Below are 18,983 nucleotides of genomic sequence, written 5' to 3'. Positions count from 1 at the left end.
TCGTCAACCTGGTCAACCTTGTTCATGAAAACAACAAGCGCAGGAACACCAACCTGACGCGCAAGCAGAATGTGCTCGCGGGTCTGTGGCATCGGGCCATCTGCTGCGTTAACAACAAGAATAGCACCATCCATCTGCGCAGCACCAGTGATCATGTTCTTCACATAATCAGCGTGGCCCGGGCAATCAACGTGTGCATAGTGGCGACCGTCTGTCTCATACTCAACGTGAGCAGTAGAAATCGTGATACCACGCGCACGCTCTTCTGGAGCCTTGTCAATGTCTTCAAACTTGACACCGGTCTTGCCTGCTGCTTCAGCAAGTACTTTCGTAATTGCTGCTGTCAGCGTCGTCTTGCCGTGGTCAACGTGACCAATCGTGCCTACGTTACAATGCGGTTTCGTCCGCTCAAACTTTTCCTTAGCCATCTCGTCTAATTCCAGTTCTGGTGGACGACAGCGCGTCCTCAGGTCCAACATACATAAAAAGCCCGCACTCTGAGCATGCGAGCTTCGTGAAAAATTTGGAGCGGGTGGAGGGAATCGAACCCTCATAACTAGCTTGGAAGGCTAGGGCTTTACCACTAAGCTACACCCGCACATTACGCCTCACATGAACCGTTTTGTGCTGAAGGCGGATGGTGGTGGGGGTTGGATTCGAACCAACGTAGGCTTAGCCAGCGGATTTACAGTCCGCCCCCTTTAGCCACTCGGGCACCCCACCAATTTTATCCGCGCCGCTCTCCGATAACCTTTTGGAGACCTCAGCAACCGAGCAGTTCGGTGCGCGACGATGATGCGAAATATGTTCATTTCCAGAGCCATGTCAACTCCAAGTTCGATAAAAATATCATCATAGCTATTTTTTTATTCCCCGCTTGCTGTCATATAGTCCTTCAAAGAGAAACCCAGGAGCACTCGACTGTCATGGCAAAGCCCAAAAAACTGCGAAAAAAGTCCCCTACCAACCGTTCAGGCAAACGCGATAATGCCGGAGCAGGAAATTTATGGCTCTATGGCATTCATGCTGTTCTTGCGGCCCTCGGGAATCCGCAACGGCAGATAAAACGATTCGTTATCACCCATGAGACTCTGGCACGACTGGAATCGGAACTCTCTGATATAGAACGCCAAACTGAACGCAAAGTCACACCGGACGTGGCCGGAAATGCCGATCTTATCGAACTACTGCCACCCGGCGCCGTCCATCAGGGTGTCGCCTGCCTCGCCTCTGCACTGGAAGAGGTCTTCATTGAAGACGTTCTTTCTGAAATCGCCCAGGAAGAGATCGCTGATGGCAAACAGGGGAAGGAAGATTGGGAGTATATACATAAAGGGCGCACCGTCCTGCTGGTCCTTGACCAGGTGACCGACCCCCAAAATGTCGGCGCTATCTTGCGTTCAGCCGCAGCCTTTGGCGCGCGTGCCGTGATTACAACAGATCGCAACTCTGCCCAGCCCACAGGGGCACTGGCCAAAACCGCCTCGGGAGCACTCGAGGTAGTTCCTTATGTTGCCGTATCAAATCTGGTGCGCGCTCTGGAACAAATCAAAGAGGCAGGTTTCTGGTGTTATGGTCTGGCGGGGGAAGGTGAAAAGACTCTGGCCGAAGCCCTGCCTGAGAATGGCAAAATTGCCCTGATCATGGGGGCTGAAGGCACAGGCATGCGCCGCCTCACTCGCGAACATTGCGATATGCTGGTTAGCCTGCCCACCCAGGATGCCTTTGGCGTACTAAACGTATCGAGCGCAGCGGCAGTTGCACTCTATGAAACCGCGCGCGGAAAATAAATTCCGCCTCCCCTCCTCTGCTGCCTTGTCTCGCTTTACCGACAAGGCAGCAGACCAAAGCCGCGAGGACAGTAAACCCAAGCCTGGGTACAAGCCTGGAAATTCAGGACAGGGGAACCCCGTCACTTAAGGGGTTTGCCTTTCCACGCCTAATTGAGTTAGGATAAATAAAAGCCGGAATGGCTGCAAGAACAGGTGCAGCTCAAAAAAAACATACCGTCCCCAATAAGAATAACACCTAACAAAAAGTCCCAAAATGCCACCACCAAAACGCAATAAATATCTCTCAAGTTCACTCAGCACCCGTGACCTTATTGTGAAGGTTGCAGAGCAGCTTATCGCAACCCATGGGGTCGAAGGCCTCAAGTTAAAGGATGTCACCAAGGAAATTGGAATCCAGTTGCCGTCGCTCTACGCTCATTTTGCCGGACGAAGTGCTGTCCTGATCGAAATTGGCAAACGCATCTGCGAAGGGATTGTCGCTGACTTTGACAAGATAGAAAACTTGCCGCCGCGGGAGGCCCTGATAGAGCATACCCGCCTCATGGTCAGGCGCTATACCACCAACCGGGCGCATGTTCTGGTTTTGCTTGCAGACTTCGCCGCCCCGCAGGGGATTGATGCCCTCAATGCCAATGAAGCAATTCTCTATCCCTATTACGAACGATTGAGTGCGATGCTTGAACGGGGAAGACAGGACGGGCTTTTCAAAACCATTGCGCGTGAAGAATTCATCGCCAACCGCCTGGGCATCATCCTGGTCAACATTGCCTTTGCTTCTTTGAAAACCGGTGTCTTCACCAAAAAACAGGCTGTCAGGCTCGAAGAAAACGTCCTGGCCCAGATTGACTTCATGCTGACCGAAAGCTGAAATCCGGGCTGTGACAGACATCTGAACCGACAATAAAACAGGTCATTATCAGCAATAGTGGCCTGTTTTTTTTGCGGAGAAAACAGTCCTCGGCCTCAGCCGCTGCTCTCCGGAACAACCTGGCCAGAACTACCTTGCGGGAGCAATCTAGAAGGTAGGAGGAGTACAGGCCGAAACTATTTCCGCCTCAACTGTTCCAGGGTTACGCCAGCGGTGGGGAATTCTGCTGTCAAAATAGAACCCGTCCCCCACACGCAGGATCTTGCGTTGATCCCCGACTGTCAGCTCGATTTCCCCCCGAACCACGATTCCGGCTTCTTCTGATTCGTGGCGCAGAAGCGTTTCTCCGGTATCGGCCCCGGGCTTGAGCTTTTCGTACAGGATCTGCAATGCCTTATTGCTCAGATCACGTCCGATCTGGCGATAGGAGATATTCCCGCTGCCGATCTCGACCATTTCCTCTGCCCGGTAGAACACCTTTTCCCTTGGCGTCAGTTCCTCGGAAAAAAAGGCCGAAACCGAAATTGGAATTCCAGCGAGAACTTTTTTCAGCACACCAATCGAAGGGCTGCTCTTGTTCTGCTCGATTAAAGAGATCACCGCGTTCGAGACTCCAGCCCGTTTTGCCAGCTCCCGCTGTGACAGACCGTTCATCTGTCGCAAGGCCCGAAGGCGTAAACCGAGATCAAAATCGTCATCTTCAAGCATCGCACACCTGTTTGCTTATTATTATTAACATTATTAACACATAAACTGTATTTCAGGCATAAAAAAGGGGCTATTGCCTATTTTCTTAATCATGTATGATCTTTTCAAAGGCAAACAACAAAGTCTGCCATGAACAGAACTTGCGGCGCGACACGGAACAACAGGAGGCAGGCATGAATTGTCTACCTTTAAACAGCGGCTTTGATCGCTCACCAGACACTCTTGTGCGACGGATTGCAGTGGTCGAACTGGAGTCCCGTCCTGGTGCCGTTTGCAAACGAACCAAATCGACCAGATTTTTGATACAATCCAGAAAGTCCTTAAAGACCTGGATTAAGCTGCCGGAAATTATTCGTAAAACTTCCGTGTAGAAAAGCGGTGTGGTGAACCGGCAAAAGCGGCACCACATCATTGATGAAAAGAATGCCGCTCACCTCCCCATGCAGGGATCATGTGAACAAGAGTGGCCAAAGGCGACAGATAAGGAATAAAGACAATGTTGATTGGCGTACCCAAGGAGATCAAGAACCACGAGTACCGCGTCGGGCTTGTCCCGGGCTCCGTACGTGAACTGGTTCATAACGGTCATCAGGTTGTGGTTGAAACCAATGCTGGCAATGGTATCGGTTTTTATGACGCGGATTACGAAGCAGCTGGCGCGACAATCGCCGCGACTGCTGCTGAAATTTTTGCTTCTGCGGACATGATCGTCAAGGTCAAGGAACCACAGGAAAGTGAATACACCCAGTTGCGCCAGGGCCAGCTTCTCTTCACCTATCTGCACCTTGCACCGGATGCACCACAAACCCATGGTCTGGTCAAATCCGGCTGTGTTGCTGTGGCCTATGAAACCGTAACCGATGCCCGTGGCGGCCTGCCGCTGCTGCGCCCCATGTCCGAAGTTGCTGGTCGCATGTCTGTTCACGTCGGTGCCAGCTGCCTGCACAAAGCCCAAAACGGCTCTGGTGTCCTGCTGGGCGGCGTTCCCGGTGTTGCTCCGGGCAAGGTCGTGATCATCGGTGGTGGAGTTTCCGGAACCCACGCTGCTCGCATGGCTATGGGTCTCGAAGCAGATGTGACCGTTCTTGATCGCTCCCTCCCCCGGATTGATGAGCTCAACACCCTGTATGGCAACCGTCTCAACGCGATTTATTCAACGGTTGAATCGATTGAAAAATACGTCTCCGATGCGGATCTTGTGATCGGTGCCGTGCTTGTTCCCGGTGCTTCTGCACCAAAACTGGTTACCCGTGAACTGATCGGGAAAATGCGCCCCGGTTCTGTTCTTGTGGATATTGCGATTGATCAGGGCGGCTGCTTTGAAACCTCCCATGCCACAACCCATCAGGACCCGACTTACGAAGTTGACGGCATTATCCACTATTGTGTGGCCAACATGCCAGGTGCCGTTGCCCGTACCTCGACCATTGCCCTGAACAACGCCACCCTGCCTTTCACCCTGGCCCTGGCCAACAAGGGCTACAAAAAGGCTCTGGGCGACAACCCACACCTGCTCGAGGGCCTGAACGTTGCTTTCGGCAAGATTACCTGTGCACCCGTCGCCGAAGCACACGGTTTGGAATATGTTCCGGCCCGTCAGGCCCTCGGCCTTTAGGCTTCGCTGAAAGCCCATAGTAATCTGGCGTGTGAAGGATGCCGATTGGCAGCCTCACACGCCAGATTATATTTCTTCTGAGAGACGGTTATTCCAGATGCAGAAAAGGCAGCTCAATGAGCTGCCTTTATCCATTACAGTATCAATTACAGAAAGCTTATCCCGGCAACCAGACAGCGCGGCAAAAACAGATTTTCAGGCAAGACTGAACGAGAGATCACCACTCAGGAGATCGCCCAGTTCACCCGCATCCAGCAGGGGAATGGAATCTCCGTCATGATCAAGCAAATCCCCGGCTGTCAGGCGCAGTCTTTCCGGCTCGCCTGACTGGGACCTGCGCGCGGCGGTACTAAGGTCGATTCCCCCAACAGAGAAGAGCGGCTTGCCATCCAGATACGCAGAAGAAAATCCCATAACCTGCTTCCTTAATAATTGTCTTGTGATTACTGAAACATCATAACGGCAGGAAAAGATTTCGGGTTGTAGCATAGGGGGGACAAAGCTGAGGCATTCCTGTGGTGATTTTCTTTACTTTTTATTAACCGCATTTTCAGAGTGATGCCTGGCCTGGTCATTCAAGCCTTCGGTTATAAGGGCTGGGAAGTTTTCTGCTACCCACCTCCTCACCAAAAAAATACCCGTGATTATTATCCTGGGTTATTATGGGATTGTTACCGGGGATTGTTACCGGGGATTATTACCGGGGATTATTACCGGGGATTATTACCGGGGATTATTACCGGGGATTATTACCGGGGATCATAAATTGCCATGCCAACGCTGGTCCGACGACAGATTCTGATACAGCTTCGTCACAATCCACCAGTTTATTAATAGGAGAGAATGCCTGAAAGCTTTGAATATCTTCATTTTCTTTCAGACCCTTAGCCAAAAATCAAAAAAAATTCGATTTTTTCATTTTTCCTCTTGAGTAATTTCATCGAATCCCCTAAGTTCCGCCTCGTCGCCACGATGGCCGTCACGACGGACCAGAAAGACAGAAAAAAGTGGTCGATCTTATGTGCCTCTATAGCTCAACTGGTAGAGCACCTGATTTGTAATCAGGGGGTTCCGGGTTCAAGTCCTGGTGGAGGCACCACTTTTCTTCCTTATATTTCAATCCAATGCTGCTGCTCTGAAACAGATCATTGTCTTTGATTTCTGTAAGGCACCTCGAAACCGCTGTTCTTAGGTATCAGACGACTTGGGCTCGCACCGATCCGTCACAAAATCCGGCGTTACGCTCCTGATTATTGACGGTGATTTTCTTTAAACTCCTGTCCTGGAAATTTTCTAGATACAACGCCGCTGATATATCCTCCTTGAATTGATCAGGTCATTGCGATAGCCCTTATCTTGAAAATCAATCCTGGAGAACGACATGCCAGCCAAGAAGAATTCCCTGAAGCTCAACAATCTGCAGCTGCGCACCCTGGTGCTGGCCCAGGTGATTGCCCGGGACGAACGCCTTTCCACTGCTCACCCCTCTGGCGAGGTCACGCTTGAGCACCTGCCCCACGCCCATGGCGACCATGTCCATGTTGGCCCCTATGTGGTTTCTGCCAAGGAAGCCAGCGGCTTTGCCAACCCTGCTGTCTGGGTCGCTCTGGCCCGCAAGGGGCTGGTCAAGGATTCTGGCTATCCGGTCACCTTGACTCCAGAAGGTCTCGCCTATGACACTGGACTTGATGACAAGTTTGAGGCCTCTGACCACTAACCCCGGCTGTTTTTCTACAGCAATCATAGATAAAGGGCAGCGCTGGAATTCGTCGCTGCCCTTTATTGTTTCTGCAGGATCTGTTCGGCTTAACCCAGCCAGCCGTGGGGGTAACGGCTATTCCGGATTGGCAGCCGTGCCGCGGACATGGCTGCAGCTCAAACAAACGTGGAGTGTCAGATCAACAGGAACGCCATTGTTTTCGACTTCCTTGATATCCTCGGGATGATATTTCGACGCATCATTATCCAGATGCCAGCTTCCAGTACTGCCCAGATCTTCACGCGACAGCTCATAACGGACAACCCGTTCTGAAAAGCACTTGTTACACTTTTTCATAACATCCCTCCCTGTTGTGCTGACAAAATTATACGTCAGCAAATTCAGATTGGATAGTCAGGAAAAAATCGACAGATCGAGTTCCAGCATTTCTCCCATCCAGATCGCATGATCCCGATGGTCCTGCAGCGCCCTGCCGCTATCTGGATGAATAAACAGAGTTAACCCTTTGCGATTAAGGGAAAACCAGGTGACCACAGCTCCAAATTTTTCCGGTGGAACAGAGAGCTGACAGCTCCAGCGAGGATGCGGTCCGACCGGCTTTTCATGCATAAATCCCATACGCAGGCCAAAACGTGTCGCCGCAGCCAGACATAACTGCTTAGCCTGTTCTATTGTCGTCGCATCGTAATAAACATGCAGATGAAAATCAGCCAATTCAAGCCCGACAGCCTTGTCGAACTCAGAAATTTTTTGAGCCTGCACCGGTCTATGGTCTATCATTTCATTACACCCCTCTGACATCCACGATATCCTTGAACTGAAGATGGTGAAGCGGCTAATGCTTGTCCATATCAGATCCGTCACCAGACTGTTGCCCTCATAAAAACAATGACGCTTTTGCAACGGCCCCACGACAACAGGAAACTGTATTCCTGCGCGGCTTTAGGATATAACAATCGGCATCACTTTGTTTTTCGCGCTTTTTCTCAACGGTTTTGTCCGCTCCTGACTGCCCCTGATCTGGATTTCCATCATGACACCTGCTCTGTTCGATATTGCTCTGACAGCTTTTGTTACCCTTTTCGTGATTATTGATCCGCTAGGGCTGTTACCGATCTTTATCGGCCTTACCCAGGGCAGCAGTGCCGCCCACAAACGGCGCATGGCACTCAAGGGAACCTTGATAGGCGGCTGTATTCTGGTGTTCTTCGCGCTTTTCGGTGACCGTTTTCTTGACCTTCTCGGCGTCAGCCTCTCGGCCTTCAGGATCTCTGGCGGGATTATGCTGTTTATTATTGCCCTTGAAATGGTCTTCGACAAGCGTACCCAGCGGCGCGAACACAATGCCGGAGAACTCAAGGGAGCAAAAAAAACCCACGAGGATATTTCTGTTTTCCCTCTGGCTATTCCCCTGATTTCCGGCCCCGGGGCAATTGCATCGGTTATGCTTTTGATGAGTGCCAACAAAAATGACGTCCTGGCCCAGGGCGTTGTATTCGCTGTCCTCGCAGGGGTTCTCAGTCTCTGCCTGATCCTGTTCTTTCTTGCTGGCCGTCTGGAACAGTTTATCGGGGATACCATCACCCATGTTATTTCCCGGGTTCTGGGAATTGTCCTGGCAGCTCTTGCTGTCCAGTATATCCTCGACGGACTGAAAATCGGACTGCTCGGCTAATTCCAGAAGATCGCCCTGCCACCTGACCAGCCCAGAGTCACCAGAGGAAGATGGCATTTGTCCTATATTGCTGATAGTTCTTCGTAAATTAGAAACTTTTCTTTGCTACAAACAGCTCGGTAATCATCAAGATCGGGCTTCCTGCTTCCTGGCATAAACACCCCTCAATCAGGACAGTGTTCTTGCTGAAGAGCCCCTCAGCTAGACATTGAGAAAAGAGAAGAGGTTGTTCAAACCAACCTCATGAGGATTGATTTTGAAACAGAATGAAGCGTTTTTGCTGGAACAACAGGCTTTACTAGATGCCTTTCCTCTTCCGGTTTTCATTTCCGACAGCCAGCAGGTTTTTATCGCCGGCAACAAGGCATTTTATGCTTTTATTGATCCGCAGGTAGAGTGGAACCCGGACCCGGAGGAACTCCACAGCGAAAACTTTCACATCGACGAACTGCATGTACCTGACAAACACTATCATCCACTGGAAATTGAAACCCTGTTACAGTCAACCATCAGCCATTCCGGTTTTCCGGCACTTGATACACAGGTTCTGGAAACAGGTACGGCCAGAACGATTGAGTTATCGCTGCGCCGGGCAGATGGAGTTGACTGTCAGGTTCTGCTGTCCAAAACCCGGTTTCACAATCCGCTGGGTTTCGCCCGTCCTTGCATCCTTAACACAATCCAGGATATTTCTGAGCAATATCAGGCTCAGAATACGCTGCTGGATGCGATAGATTCGATTGCCGAAGCCTTTGTCATCTATGACAACGACGGCAAGCTGGTTATCTGCAATCAAAATTTCCGCGAAATGTATGGTTACAGCGAAGAGCAGGCACGGCCAGGCGTACACTTTCAGGAGCTTGGGCGGATTGATATCAGCAATGGCAATGTCGCCATTGGCGATGAGGCCGGTGAAGATTTTCTGGAACGAAAAGCTGCTTATCGACGGGAGCTAAAAGGATCCTTTACCGTCAAGCTCAGGGATGGGCGATGGATCCAGACCACAGACCGACGTGTCCCTGGCCTCGGCTTCGTTTCTGTCCAGAGTGATATCACAACCAGCAAGGAATCTGAATACGAGCTTCTCCGGGCCAAAGAAACTGCCGAGCTCGCCAGCCGGGCAAAATCCGAGTTCCTGGCCAATATGAGCCATGAACTCCGTACACCGCTCAATTCCATGATCGGTTTTTCCCATATTCTTATGGCCGAAATGTTTGGCAAACACACCAGTCCTAAATATACCGAATATGCCGAGGCCATTCATAGATCGAGTAACCTTTTGCTCGAGCTGCTCTCGGACATACTGGACCAGTCAAAAATCGAGCTGGGCAATGCCATTCTGGAACCTGAAGCCGTGCAGATCTCTCCCCTGCTCAATGACTGCCTGTCACTTCTGCGCGAAAGAAGTGACAGAGCCGGTATAGAACTCATTCTACAAAGCAATCCGGATCTACCGGAAATCTCGCTTGACCGCCTTAAAACCAAACAGACCATTCTCAATCTGCTCACCAATGCGATCAAATTTACGGATGCAGGGGGCGAAGTCATTGTATCAGCTGGCCTGGGTAATCAGGGCGGCTTGCAAATCAGGGTACAAGACAGTGGAATCGGCATCGCAGCCGAAAACCTTTCCCGCGTTCTTGAACCCTTTGCCCAGGTGGCCGAGAGCAAAACACGCAACCATGAAGGAAGCGGCCTTGGTCTTTCCATCGCCCGCTCTTTTGTCGAGCTACACGGGGGAGTCCTCTCGATAGAAAGTACTCTTGGTCAAGGCACCGTAGTGGTATTGGATTTCCCCAGCAGCCTGACCCTGGCTCACCCCGGTATAATGTCGCAGGCAGGTTAACAGCCGTCATCCTTGTTTCCGCCTTTCACGCTTTCCCCGGGAAGGTGATCAAGACTGCCCTGAAGGGTGTTTTGTCTGATCGTTAAAAACGGCTTCGACCAAACTATCTTTGCAGAACGGATGACGTCGTCATAAGTCAAGTATGACGACGTTCAGTGCAAATGGTTTTCTCGGACTGATGGCAGTATGCGCCATCTTACAAGGATTTGTTGGACAAGCCGGGATCTCTGTCGACACATGATATTTCAGGCTTCATGTGGCCTGAAAAACCCTGCGCCTACCGGGCAGGGTGTCTTGAACTTTCACGTTCCGGACCGACACATGCCTCTTATGACTGGGGGCCAGTTTCTGAACTGGCCCCTGTTTTTTATGCATATAAACCAAATAGAATAATCCTTATTCTATCGTATATAATTCGACACCATCTCTTGTTCTTTTTTGGTCGGGTAGTATCTTTTTTTAATTTTAAGCTGATAAAAAAGTGTTCCATGAATACCATGAACATTTTTCTTGTTTACAGGTCGCTTCCAAACAGGAGTTAAAAGCTCCAACAGCTTTTCTTCACCGACGCGGGCATGAAGATCCTCTATAAATTCAACATCTTGTTCATTTGGAAAAATAATTTGGAAAGCATCATCTTCAATCGAGAATATGCTGTAAGTACAATTATCTGCACCATCAATAATCTGAATATTTTTCATACCAATCACCGCAAGTTTCTATCAAAATTGTTAAGCGTCGCTGATAAAAAATAATCCCCGCAAAAGAGATTACATACCGGAAATAATGAAATTAAATATTATATTCCTATCCGCTTCAACCCCAAGGCAGCTTCTTGCATAAAGCGATCAATGATCGTGACAACAGGCTCAATTTCGTTGGCGAAACAGGCGCTTTGACCGTAATCCAGCATCCCCTGAGACGTATCCCCGGTGGCATAGGCTTCCCGTGCCCTTTTACCGGAAATCAGATCAGCGTAATCGGCATAGTCCTGTGAACCTGATTTTTCCAGGGCAGCAACAGCCTCAGCTGCTTCGTTGTGCAAAACCCGGTGATGGTTTTTAAAACTTGTCATGACCACCAGAGAGTCCAGTCCATCCCCTGAGACAATGCGCTGTTTATACGCCCGGTGGGCTCCGATTTCCTCAGAAACCAGCATCCGCGTTCCCATCAGAATACCTTCGCAGCCCATTGCCAAGGCCGCTGTCAACTGGCTGCCATGGCCAATACCGCCCCCGAGTATCACAGGGATCGAAAGTCTTTCCGGGCCAATGGCCCCCTGCACCATGGTCCCAACCATCATATAGCCGGGATGACCGCCGCCTTCCGCGCCAACCAGAATAACCGCATCGACCCCTGCTTTTTCTGCAGAAAGGGCAAAACGGATCGCGGGAGCTTTGTGGATCACTTTGATGCCAGCTTCTTTCATCAAGGGAACAATCGCCGCAGGGGAACCCCCTGCAGTTTCCACCACCGCGACCTTTTCTTCCCGGACCACGGAAACCAGAGGAATCAACCGATCATTCGCATCCGGTCGGGCAGAGATATACAGATTGACGCCAAAAGGTTTCCCACTGGTCAATTCACGGCATTTGCGGATTTCATCACGCAGCTGTTCGGGATCGGGAAAGGTCAGGGCCGAGATAAAGCCCATCGCCCCGGCATTGACCACTGCAGCGACATAGTTGGCATCCGCCAGATGCAGCAGACCACCGCACAGCACAGGGTATCTAATGCCAAGAAGATCGGTAAGCCGGGTTTTGAAAACAGTCTCACTCATCGATCATCAACCAGAGCCAAGATTTCATGTTTGATGACGCCCCTTAACGTCCTTTCCAGACCGGCGTACGTTTTTCCGCAAAAGCACTGATCCCCTCAATTGCGTCTTCAGAAGAAACCATGCGATGGTAGATCGGGCAATCGCAGTCCCCGCCCCCCTTAACCCGGTCCATGGCTTCACGCGCTGACATCCCATCGACATAGGCCAGGACTTCTTTCAAGGCCTCAAGGGCGAGCGGCGCCCCCTGTGCTATTTCCTGGGCCAGCTCCAGTGCGGTATTTTCCAGTTCGGCAACGGGGACAGCTTTGCTGACCAGTCCCCAGCGCAGGGCTTCCTCCGCTTCCATCAACCGTCCTGTGAACAAGAGATCCTTTGCCACATTGGGCGGAATCATCTTGGGCAGCTTTTGTACCGCCCCGCCATCCGCCAGAATACCGCGCTGCATTTCCGGCAGGGAGAAAAAGGCGTGATCGGCCATAACAACCATATCGCAGGCCAGAACAATTTCGAAGCCGCCCCCCACTGCGGCACCATTCACCGCGGCAATAACCGGCTTGGTCAGATCGTGAAATTCAGTGATACCGGCAAACCCGCCTGGCCCATGCCCCTGCTCAGGATCATTTTCCAGCTCGAGATTGATCCCGCCTTCTCCGGCCGTTTCCTTCAGATCCCAGCCGGCACAGAAAATACGTTCTCCCTGCCCGCGGATAACCCCGACAGAATAGGCAGGATTATCCTGTAACTCGCGCAAGGCTGTATAGATCGCCCGGCTCATGGCCCGATTGATCGCATTGGCAGGAGGACGATTGAGAATAATCTCCAGAACCCGGCCATGGGCCCTGGTTAAAACCAGCTCTTCACTCATTGCTCTTCCCCTGTCAGGCTACAGTTTCTTGATCTTGTATCATCAATTCACGATAGCGCCGCAAATGAAAGCGCGGATCGCCAAAGGTGCTGTTGATTGCAGTAATACGTTTATAATAGTGACCAATCGGCAGTTCGGTCATCATCCCCATTGCCCCATGAAACTGGATGCCTTCCTGTCCCACAGATCTTGCATCCAGCCCCACCTGATATTTCGCGGCACAGACCTTGCGCAGGAGTTCTGGGCCAAAAGGCTCACCGGCTTGTTGCCCCAGAGCACACACCACATCATAGACCAGCGACTGGCCAAGCTGGCATTTCATATAAACATCGACGAGACGATGTTGCAGAGCCTGGAATGACCCGAGCTTTTGACCGAACTGTTCTCTGGTGCGCAAGAAATCACCCGACTGTTCAGAGATCGCCCACATTACCCCGACAGCCTCGGCACAGAGCGCAACAGCCGCCTTGGCAATAACCCGCTGGAGAGGCAAAAAGCCCTGCCCTTCCCGCCCCAGGAGAGCTTCTTCCGGGACCTGCACCGCTTTAAAGTCCAGATCACTGGCAGAACCTCCATCCTGAGTACGATAATCACGGGATTGCAGTCCTGCGGCATCACGATCAATCAGAAACAGGCTTACACCTTCTCGCTCTCCCGCTTGTCCCGCAGTTCTTGCCGCGACAATGATCTTGTCTGCCACAACACTGTAGAACACAGTCGTTTTGGTGCCATCAAGCAGATAGCCTGAATCATTTTTTATGGCCCGCAGCCGGATTTGCGTCAGATCATACCCTCCCCCCTGTTCGGCAAAGGCCAATGCCAGTTTCAGCTCTCCAGATCCGACCTGGGGCAGAAGAGCTGATTTCTGTTGCTCACTCCCTGCCTCAGCAACAATCCCGCCGCCCAGCACGACTGTCGCCAGATAGGGGCTGGTCAGCAAATTGCGCCCCATTTCCTCCATCAGAATCATGGTCTCGACAGGGCTTCCCCCCAACCCGTCGTACTCCTCGGCGAAAGGCATGGCCAGCCATCCCAGCTCGGCAAAGTTTTGCCAATGACTTTCCAGGAAACCATGCGCTTGTTCAAGAACGCCGGCCCGTTTTTCAAAGGCGTACTGCTCCTCAAGAAAGCGCCGGGTGGAATTGCGGAACAGCTGCTGTTCTTCAGTAAAGGTAAAATCCATGACTAGAGCCCCAATACGGCTTTGGCGATGATGGTCTTCTGGATCTCGTTGGACCCGGCATAGATCGAGGTCTTGCGGAAGTTGTAATGAGCCATGGCGGCTTTCTCCGGGGTTATTCCTGCAATCTGCAGGACAGATCCGCTATCCTGCCCTCTCTGTCCGGCATAGCCCAATGCCTGGTGGGTCAATTCAAGAATATCCTGCTGGATCTCGGTACCGCGAATTTTCAGCATGGAAGCTTCCGCCCCCATCGCATCTGATCCGCCCGGCCCAAAGAGGAAGCGTTGCTCGGTCACCTCCAGTGCGCGCAGGGCAATCTCAACTCTGGCGACCTCGTTCATAAAATCCGGATCGTCTCTTAAACATCCTTCGCCAACAGAAAGAGCAGCAGCCAGTTTTTTCAATCGTCCCAGGCTTGCGAGTGAACGTCCAACCTCAGCTGTGCCGAACCGTTCCAGCCCAAGCAGATATTTGGCAATGGCCCACCCCTGGTTTTCCTCGCCGATCCGGTTTGCAAACGGCACCCGCACGTTATCAAAAAACACCTGGTTGACCTCATGCGTTCCTTCAAAGGTCATCAGGGGGGTAACGGAAATTCCAGGTGTTTTCATATCGATCATCAAAAAGGTGATCCCCTGCTGTTTCCGGCCAGAACTGTCCGTACGAAACAGGCCAAACATCCCATCAGCAATATGGGCTTCGCTGGTCCAGGTTTTCGAACCGTTGATGATATAGCTGTCCCCTTCTGCTACCGCCCGGCATTGCAGCGAAGCCAGATCTGATCCTGCATTTGGTTCGGAAAAGCCCTGACACCAGAGTTCGTCTCCCGAAAGTATACCTGGCAAGAATTTTTCCTGCTGCGCCTGCGTCCCGAATTCCAGTAAACAGGGAGCCAACATCACAACACCATAAGGGATGGGTCGTGGGGCATCAGAGAGTGCAATCTCCCGCTCAAACAGGTAATGCTGTTCATCGCTCCAGCCGGCACCGCCCTGATCTTTCGGCCAGGATGGGCAGCTCCACCCCTTTTTCCCCAGAATTTTATGCCAACGCACCATCATCTCACGGGGCAGGATCATCTCTTCCTGAGCAACTTTATGACGAATGTCATCTGGCAGGTTATCATTAATAAAATCGCATACTTCGGCGCGAAAAGCCTCAGCCTCAACGCTAAATTTCATATCCATTGATTACTCCCGTCGCTCCAGACGATGAAGACGATGCCTTGTCATACACCCCGGAATCATCTGGCGAAATCATCCGGCATGCTCAATCTGCAAGGAAACCACGAGGGAGATTAAATAATAATACCTTATTCGACAAAAATCATACAAATTACTAAACAGTCGTTCAACAGCGTTATGCTGCCATGATTGCCCTTCATTTAAGAAAACCGTTATTGCCCTTTCCCGGTTTCCCTCTCAACCTGAGAGACCGTTTTTCTTGTTTCGGAAAGACTTCATCCCCAGATGGCCGGGTTGCTCCACCATTTCCATGCTTTGTGCGGTTTTCGCCAGACCGTCCAGAAATAAAACGGAACATTCCACGAAGGCCACGATAGACTTTTGGGAGCAACCAGATCGCCAACAACAGGAACAGAGCAAGGAAAGCAGCGAAAATTGACGGTGACATAAAGGCCATAACCAGACCGCCAATCACCACGATATCTTCAACAACAGAAGCCACAATGTTGGTAACAGGCTCAGGGGATGTATTCAGAACTGCCCGACTGCCACTTTTGACCAGGTGGCTGACACTGGCAAGTCCTCCTCCCAAAAGGAAGGCAAGCGTCTGGGCTTCCCCACCTGCATCAGAGAACAACCCCGCTGCCAGCAAAGCCCCTGCAGGAATGCGAATGAAGGTATGCACCGCATCCCAGATGGAATCGACAGCCGGTATTTTATCGACAATGAATTCAATGAAATACAGAAAAACAGCAATCATGATCACGGCAGGATGCTGCACAAAAGCAAGATTTCCGGGTAAATCCATCTGCCCGCTGGCGCCGAGAATTCCCAAAAAAGCTAAAGTAGCATAGAGATTTATACCACTGGCCCAGGCAAGGGCTGAAGACAGAACCAGGATCTCGAACAGCGACAATATCATCTCCCCGATAAAAAGGAACCGCGTCTTTCAAAAGAAATTAACGAACTGTATTCATATTGGGGCTTATGATCTAAAAACAACATTCGTAAAAATACCAAGCTTGTAAACACAGCTAATCCTGTCCAGATTATAAGGCAGGTTTCGACAGCCGGATGATAAGTTCACCAGACAACTATGGAGGGATTATCGAGCGGAATATCCAGAAAATCTGGATCACATTCACAGAATAACCTTAAAATAGCTCTTTTCCATTCATACATTGGTTTTAAGAGCCGGTTATGGAAAATTCCGCAGCAATGAGTTGAAGCAGACATCCCGGTAAGATTTGGTGTAGAGTGAATTTAGACCACGCTGAGGGAGTTGAATGCGTTGGCAATAGAAGACCAAGATAACCTGAGTGCCACAGAACAGGCCGAATTATTGTCTCTGGTAGCCCGATCCAGAGACCGCGATGCTTTTGCCAGACTCTTCAGGCATTTTGCTCCCCGTCTGATATCCTATATGCGTAAACTCGGTACAGACGAAGAAAATACCGAAGGCCTGGTTCAGGATGTCATGTTTAGCCTCTGGCAGCAGGCCGGAAGCTATAACCCCGAAAAAAGTTATGTCTCAAGCTGGGTTTTCGCCATCGCGCGAAACCGCCGCATTGACCGCTTTCGTCGACAGAAACTTGCCTCATTTGATCAGAGCCAGGCAGAAAACCAGATTGACCTCGCTCCAGCTCAGGATCAGGAGATTGAACATCAGGAAGTCGAGGCCCTGTTACGTGAGTCCATCGAGAGTTTGCCCGAAGATCAGTCCCGACTGCTCCAGCTCGCTTTTTATGATGACCTCACCCATAAGGAAATTGCCTTGCTGGAAAACCTGCCTCTTGGAACGGTGAAGTCACGCCTGAGGCTTGCCATCAACAAACTGCGTCGCACGTTGGGTCGCAGTCTGTTCTAGTTTAGCAGAATCAGGGATTTTTCCCGAATAGATGTCAGAGCCCGTCAGAAAACCTTACTCAGCCCAGATTTTCCTGACAAATATCTTCCTGCCCCAATAGAACAAGACAATAGGCCAGAGCAGTCGAACTTCCTGCATAGAATTCTTCACCCATATCAGCCAGCGTACGGATGTCACCAGGGCAAAGCTGTTCCTGTTCACTCTCAAGCGCACCACTCAGAACAAGAACCAGCCCCGTCTGCCGCGTCATCTTTCCGGAAAAAGCCACTTTTCCGGAATCAACTTTCAACAGGAAAATACGGGCTGGCTGCAAAGGCAAAGCAACAGTAGAGCGCCCTTCTGTTTCATGGTCCTTCCACTCGAGGTCTTCAAGATTGTCAGACAGTATCTGGGATACCGGAGCAGGAAGCTGTTCTTTTCCTCCGGACCGTCCTCTTGGAAAAGGTGTAATCTCGGCAGAATCCTGTTCTGAGTCCAGCAGATCCATCATCCGCTCTTCCATCCCTTCAGGAAGATCGCCTAGAGGCAATCTTTCCAGCAGAGCGCCCCCAAGAGCCTGAAGGCGAACAATCTCTTCCCTACAATCAGAACAGAGAGACAAATGACTTGTGATAAAGAATTCCAGCCCGGGCTCGATACTCCCTGAGACATAGTCAATCAGGTTCTCACCGGAAGGATGAAACCGAGGAACTTCAACCGCCACCACATCTTCTTGTGTGGCAGATCCGGAGATGATGCCTGTCATGAGTTTATTCCCTTGTTATCCCGGTTCTTGTTACGGCTTGCTTTCGAGCCATTTTCTACCGGTAAAAGCTGGTTTTAATCTTAACTTTTTATACGTTACAAACCGGCTTTTGGATCACAAAAACGTGTCTGGGATTGAAAGACACGGCAAAATCGTTCAACAAATTCCCAGTTGACCAATATAACAGAGAAATTGATCTTGCACCATCCTGGACCAATATAGAACATGATACCACCCCGGCAGATGCCCCAGGCCGGTTTATCCTAACCGGCGAGACCTTTTAGTTCCCATGATCTTTTCCCCTTCTTCCTGCAGGATCTGCCTATTCCTTTTGTTTCCTCTGGCTCTTTCTGCCTGTGGGGGGAGCTATACTTGGGGTTGGCATGTTGTTGACCCCAGCACACCTCAGGGCTGGGATAACATCTCTTTCCTCGTCGGCGGGTTATTTGGGACTGTAAAAATCTCGGTCATTGCCATATTCCTGTCCATGTTGATCGGTCTGGCCATCAGCCTTCCCGGCCTGTCCAGCAACAAAGCCCTTCTGGCATTCAATCTGGGATATGTATCGATCTTCCGCTCCATCCCCGTGCTGGTCATGGTGCTCTGGATTTATTATGGATTGCCGGTAATCCTGGGGCTGGAAATGTCGGTTTTCATGGCCGGGATAGTTGCCCTTGCCCTTTGCGACAGCGCTTTCCAGGCTGAAATCTTTCGCGGAGGAATACAGTCGATCGAGATCGGGCAACACGAAGCTGCAGACAGTATGGGGCTGAGTTATTTTCAAAAGATGCGTCTGATTATTCTGCCCCAGGCCATCAGACGAATCATTCCTCCCCTTGGTAACCAGTTCGTCTATATGTTGAAGATGTCATCCCTGGTTTCCGTCATCGGTTACAGTGACCTCACCCGTCGGGCCAACGAACTTACCGTGAATGAATACCGTCCCCTTGAGATTTACAGCTTTCTTATTCTTGAATACCTGCTGCTGATCCTTCTCGTTGCCTATGCCATCCGCAAGGTGGAAAAACGTCTGCAAGCCAGCGAGGAAAAACAAAACCATCCGCCTCGAGAGGTGACATCATCAAAAGGGATGCCGGGCGCTGGCCTCGAAAAATGAAAACAGGAATTTGAAAC

21 protein-coding genes and 3 tRNA genes are annotated in these 18,983 nt (G+C 50.8%); 10 read left to right on the top strand and 14 right to left on the bottom strand.

Annotation, left to right across the window (positions count from 1 at the left end; all coding sequences use genetic code 11):
- The 3 genes from O4H49_RS19215 to O4H49_RS19205 all read right to left on the bottom strand — a co-directional run.
- Positions 1-428: GTP-binding protein (locus O4H49_RS19215; protein WP_269425067.1), on the bottom strand; the 428-nt coding region annotated here is incomplete at its 3' end.
- A 96-nt stretch (positions 429-524) separates the two neighbouring features.
- Positions 525-598, bottom strand: a tRNA-Gly gene (locus tag O4H49_RS19210).
- 40 nt (positions 599-638) lie between these two features.
- A tRNA-Tyr gene (locus O4H49_RS19205) sits at positions 639-723 on the bottom strand.
- Positions 724-926: 203 nt separating this feature from the next.
- On the opposite strand from O4H49_RS19205, the gene rlmB reads away from it, so the two are divergent.
- Together rlmB and O4H49_RS19195 are read left to right on the top strand one after the other, a co-directional pair.
- Positions 927-1,790 carry a 23S rRNA (guanosine(2251)-2'-O)-methyltransferase RlmB gene (gene rlmB, locus O4H49_RS19200; RefSeq protein ID WP_269425066.1) on the top strand — a complete coding sequence of 288 codons (864 nt, stop codon included), beginning with the start codon at positions 927-929 and terminating at the stop codon, positions 1,788-1,790.
- 256 nt (positions 1,791-2,046) lie between these two features.
- Positions 2,047-2,661: a TetR/AcrR family transcriptional regulator gene (locus tag O4H49_RS19195; protein WP_269425065.1), complete on the top strand. Its 615-nt coding sequence runs from the start codon at positions 2,047-2,049 to the stop codon at positions 2,659-2,661.
- Between the two features lie 147 nt (positions 2,662-2,808).
- Here the strand turns inward: O4H49_RS19195 and O4H49_RS19190 are convergent, their stop codons facing one another.
- Positions 2,809-3,369 carry a cupin domain-containing protein gene (locus O4H49_RS19190; protein ID WP_269425064.1) on the bottom strand — a complete coding sequence of 187 codons (561 nt, stop codon included), beginning with the start codon at positions 3,367-3,369 and terminating at the stop codon, positions 2,809-2,811.
- Positions 3,370-3,865: 496 nt separating this feature from the next.
- On the opposite strand from O4H49_RS19190, the gene ald reads away from it, so the two are divergent.
- The gene (gene ald, locus O4H49_RS19185; RefSeq protein ID WP_269425063.1) at positions 3,866-4,984 is read left to right on the top strand and encodes an alanine dehydrogenase; all 1,119 of its coding nucleotides are present in this window, start codon (positions 3,866-3,868) and stop codon (positions 4,982-4,984) included.
- 195 nt (positions 4,985-5,179) lie between these two features.
- On the opposite strand, the gene O4H49_RS19180 is transcribed toward ald, so the two are convergent.
- The gene (locus tag O4H49_RS19180) at positions 5,180-5,398 is read right to left on the bottom strand and encodes a hypothetical protein (protein WP_269425062.1); all 219 of its coding nucleotides are present in this window, start codon (positions 5,396-5,398) and stop codon (positions 5,180-5,182) included.
- Positions 5,399-5,646: 248 nt separating this feature from the next.
- On the opposite strand from O4H49_RS19180, the gene O4H49_RS19175 reads away from it, so the two are divergent.
- The 3 genes from O4H49_RS19175 (at position 5,647) to O4H49_RS19165 (ending at position 6,701) form a co-directional block, all read left to right on the top strand.
- Positions 5,647-5,835 (top strand): hypothetical protein, encoded by a 189-nt coding sequence (locus tag O4H49_RS19175; RefSeq protein WP_269425061.1) that lies wholly within the window; start codon positions 5,647-5,649, stop codon positions 5,833-5,835.
- 172 nt (positions 5,836-6,007) lie between these two features.
- Positions 6,008-6,083: transfer RNA gene (locus O4H49_RS19170), tRNA-Thr, on the top strand.
- A 282-nt stretch (positions 6,084-6,365) separates the two neighbouring features.
- Positions 6,366-6,701, top strand: coding sequence for a hypothetical protein (locus tag O4H49_RS19165; protein ID WP_269425060.1), 336 nt, complete (start codon positions 6,366-6,368; stop codon positions 6,699-6,701).
- Between the two features lie 117 nt (positions 6,702-6,818).
- Here O4H49_RS19165 and O4H49_RS19160 read toward each other — a convergent pair whose 3' ends face one another.
- Both O4H49_RS19160 and O4H49_RS19155 read right to left on the bottom strand, forming a co-directional pair.
- Positions 6,819-7,040, bottom strand: coding sequence for a hypothetical protein (locus tag O4H49_RS19160; RefSeq protein WP_269425059.1), 222 nt, complete (start codon positions 7,038-7,040; stop codon positions 6,819-6,821).
- A 57-nt stretch (positions 7,041-7,097) separates the two neighbouring features.
- Entirely contained in the window at positions 7,098-7,484 is a 387-nt protein-coding gene (locus O4H49_RS19155) for a DOPA 4,5-dioxygenase family protein (RefSeq protein WP_269425058.1), read from the bottom strand.
- A gap of 253 nt (positions 7,485-7,737) precedes the next feature.
- Between O4H49_RS19155 and O4H49_RS19150 the strand changes: the two genes are divergently transcribed.
- Both O4H49_RS19150 and O4H49_RS19145 read left to right on the top strand, forming a co-directional pair.
- Positions 7,738-8,379, top strand: a complete 642-nt coding sequence (locus O4H49_RS19150) for a MarC family protein (RefSeq protein ID WP_269425057.1) — start codon at positions 7,738-7,740, stop codon at positions 8,377-8,379.
- Between the two features lie 256 nt (positions 8,380-8,635).
- A complete protein-coding gene (locus tag O4H49_RS19145) occupies positions 8,636-10,225 on the top strand; it encodes a PAS domain-containing sensor histidine kinase (RefSeq protein WP_269425056.1) in 1,590 nt (529 codons plus the stop codon).
- Between the two features lie 401 nt (positions 10,226-10,626).
- Here O4H49_RS19145 and O4H49_RS19140 read toward each other — a convergent pair whose 3' ends face one another.
- From O4H49_RS19140 to O4H49_RS19115, 6 genes are all read right to left on the bottom strand, one after another.
- Positions 10,627-10,926 (bottom strand): hypothetical protein, encoded by a 300-nt coding sequence (locus O4H49_RS19140; RefSeq protein WP_269425055.1) that lies wholly within the window; start codon positions 10,924-10,926, stop codon positions 10,627-10,629.
- A 98-nt stretch (positions 10,927-11,024) separates the two neighbouring features.
- Positions 11,025-12,005: an NAD(P)H-dependent flavin oxidoreductase gene (locus O4H49_RS19135; protein ID WP_269425054.1), complete on the bottom strand. Its 981-nt coding sequence runs from the start codon at positions 12,003-12,005 to the stop codon at positions 11,025-11,027.
- Positions 12,006-12,048: 43 nt separating this feature from the next.
- Positions 12,049-12,870 carry an enoyl-CoA hydratase-related protein gene (locus tag O4H49_RS19130; RefSeq protein WP_269425053.1) on the bottom strand — a complete coding sequence of 274 codons (822 nt, stop codon included), beginning with the start codon at positions 12,868-12,870 and terminating at the stop codon, positions 12,049-12,051.
- A 13-nt stretch (positions 12,871-12,883) separates the two neighbouring features.
- Complete coding sequence (locus O4H49_RS19125) at positions 12,884-14,053, bottom strand: acyl-CoA dehydrogenase family protein (RefSeq protein WP_269425052.1); 1,170 nt, start codon at positions 14,051-14,053, stop codon at positions 12,884-12,886.
- A gap of 2 nt (positions 14,054-14,055) precedes the next feature.
- Positions 14,056-15,240, bottom strand: a complete 1,185-nt coding sequence (locus O4H49_RS19120; RefSeq protein ID WP_269425051.1) for an acyl-CoA dehydrogenase family protein — start codon at positions 15,238-15,240, stop codon at positions 14,056-14,058.
- A 193-nt stretch (positions 15,241-15,433) separates the two neighbouring features.
- The gene (locus O4H49_RS19115; protein WP_269425050.1) at positions 15,434-16,159 is read right to left on the bottom strand and encodes a DUF4126 domain-containing protein; all 726 of its coding nucleotides are present in this window, start codon (positions 16,157-16,159) and stop codon (positions 15,434-15,436) included.
- A gap of 369 nt (positions 16,160-16,528) precedes the next feature.
- Between O4H49_RS19115 and O4H49_RS19110 the strand changes: the two genes are divergently transcribed.
- Positions 16,529-17,104, top strand: coding sequence for a sigma-70 family RNA polymerase sigma factor (locus tag O4H49_RS19110; RefSeq protein WP_269425049.1), 576 nt, complete (start codon positions 16,529-16,531; stop codon positions 17,102-17,104).
- 58 nt (positions 17,105-17,162) lie between these two features.
- On the opposite strand, the gene O4H49_RS19105 is transcribed toward O4H49_RS19110, so the two are convergent.
- Positions 17,163-17,849 carry a hypothetical protein gene (locus O4H49_RS19105; RefSeq protein WP_269425048.1) on the bottom strand — a complete coding sequence of 229 codons (687 nt, stop codon included), beginning with the start codon at positions 17,847-17,849 and terminating at the stop codon, positions 17,163-17,165.
- Positions 17,850-18,180: 331 nt separating this feature from the next.
- Here O4H49_RS19105 and O4H49_RS19100 point away from each other — a divergent pair, with 331 nt between their 5' ends.
- Positions 18,181-18,966, top strand: coding sequence for an amino acid ABC transporter permease (locus tag O4H49_RS19100; RefSeq protein ID WP_269425047.1), 786 nt, complete (start codon positions 18,181-18,183; stop codon positions 18,964-18,966).
- The last annotated feature ends 17 nt before the right edge of the window (positions 18,967-18,983 follow it).

The sequence above is a fragment of the Kiloniella laminariae genome, from assembly GCF_027214005.1.
In the GTDB taxonomy this organism is placed as follows: domain Bacteria; phylum Pseudomonadota; class Alphaproteobacteria; order Kiloniellales; family Kiloniellaceae; genus Kiloniella; species Kiloniella laminariae_A.
Note: the sequence above shows the minus strand (reverse complement) of the source record. Positions and strands in the feature narration are given on the sequence as shown.

Bases quoted from the DNA above. Each gene is read 5' to 3' on its own strand.
- rlmB (WP_269425066.1), top strand. From the start codon at position 927: ATGGCAAAGCCCAAAAAACTGCGAAAAAAGTCCCCTACCAACCGTTCA.
- O4H49_RS19195 (WP_269425065.1), top strand. From the start codon at position 2,047: ATGCCACCACCAAAACGCAATAAATATCTCTCAAGTTCACTCAGCACC.
- O4H49_RS19190 (WP_269425064.1), bottom strand. From the start codon at position 3,369: ATGCTTGAAGATGACGATTTTGATCTCGGTTTACGCCTTCGGGCCTTG.
- ald (WP_269425063.1), top strand. From the start codon at position 3,866: ATGTTGATTGGCGTACCCAAGGAGATCAAGAACCACGAGTACCGCGTC.
- O4H49_RS19180 (WP_269425062.1), bottom strand. From the start codon at position 5,398: ATGGGATTTTCTTCTGCGTATCTGGATGGCAAGCCGCTCTTCTCTGTT.
- O4H49_RS19175 (WP_269425061.1), top strand. From the start codon at position 5,647: ATGGGATTGTTACCGGGGATTGTTACCGGGGATTATTACCGGGGATTA.
- O4H49_RS19165 (WP_269425060.1), top strand. From the start codon at position 6,366: ATGCCAGCCAAGAAGAATTCCCTGAAGCTCAACAATCTGCAGCTGCGC.
- O4H49_RS19160 (WP_269425059.1), bottom strand. From the start codon at position 7,040: ATGAAAAAGTGTAACAAGTGCTTTTCAGAACGGGTTGTCCGTTATGAG.
- O4H49_RS19155 (WP_269425058.1), bottom strand. From the start codon at position 7,484: ATGATAGACCATAGACCGGTGCAGGCTCAAAAAATTTCTGAGTTCGAC.
- O4H49_RS19150 (WP_269425057.1), top strand. From the start codon at position 7,738: ATGACACCTGCTCTGTTCGATATTGCTCTGACAGCTTTTGTTACCCTT.
- O4H49_RS19140 (WP_269425055.1), bottom strand. From the start codon at position 10,926: ATGAAAAATATTCAGATTATTGATGGTGCAGATAATTGTACTTACAGC.
- O4H49_RS19135 (WP_269425054.1), bottom strand. From the start codon at position 12,005: ATGAGTGAGACTGTTTTCAAAACCCGGCTTACCGATCTTCTTGGCATT.
- O4H49_RS19130 (WP_269425053.1), bottom strand. From the start codon at position 12,870: ATGAGTGAAGAGCTGGTTTTAACCAGGGCCCATGGCCGGGTTCTGGAG.
- O4H49_RS19125 (WP_269425052.1), bottom strand. From the start codon at position 14,053: ATGGATTTTACCTTTACTGAAGAACAGCAGCTGTTCCGCAATTCCACC.
- O4H49_RS19120 (WP_269425051.1), bottom strand. From the start codon at position 15,240: ATGGATATGAAATTTAGCGTTGAGGCTGAGGCTTTTCGCGCCGAAGTA.
- O4H49_RS19115 (WP_269425050.1), bottom strand. From the start codon at position 16,159: ATGATATTGTCGCTGTTCGAGATCCTGGTTCTGTCTTCAGCCCTTGCC.
- O4H49_RS19105 (WP_269425048.1), bottom strand. From the start codon at position 17,849: ATGACAGGCATCATCTCCGGATCTGCCACACAAGAAGATGTGGTGGCG.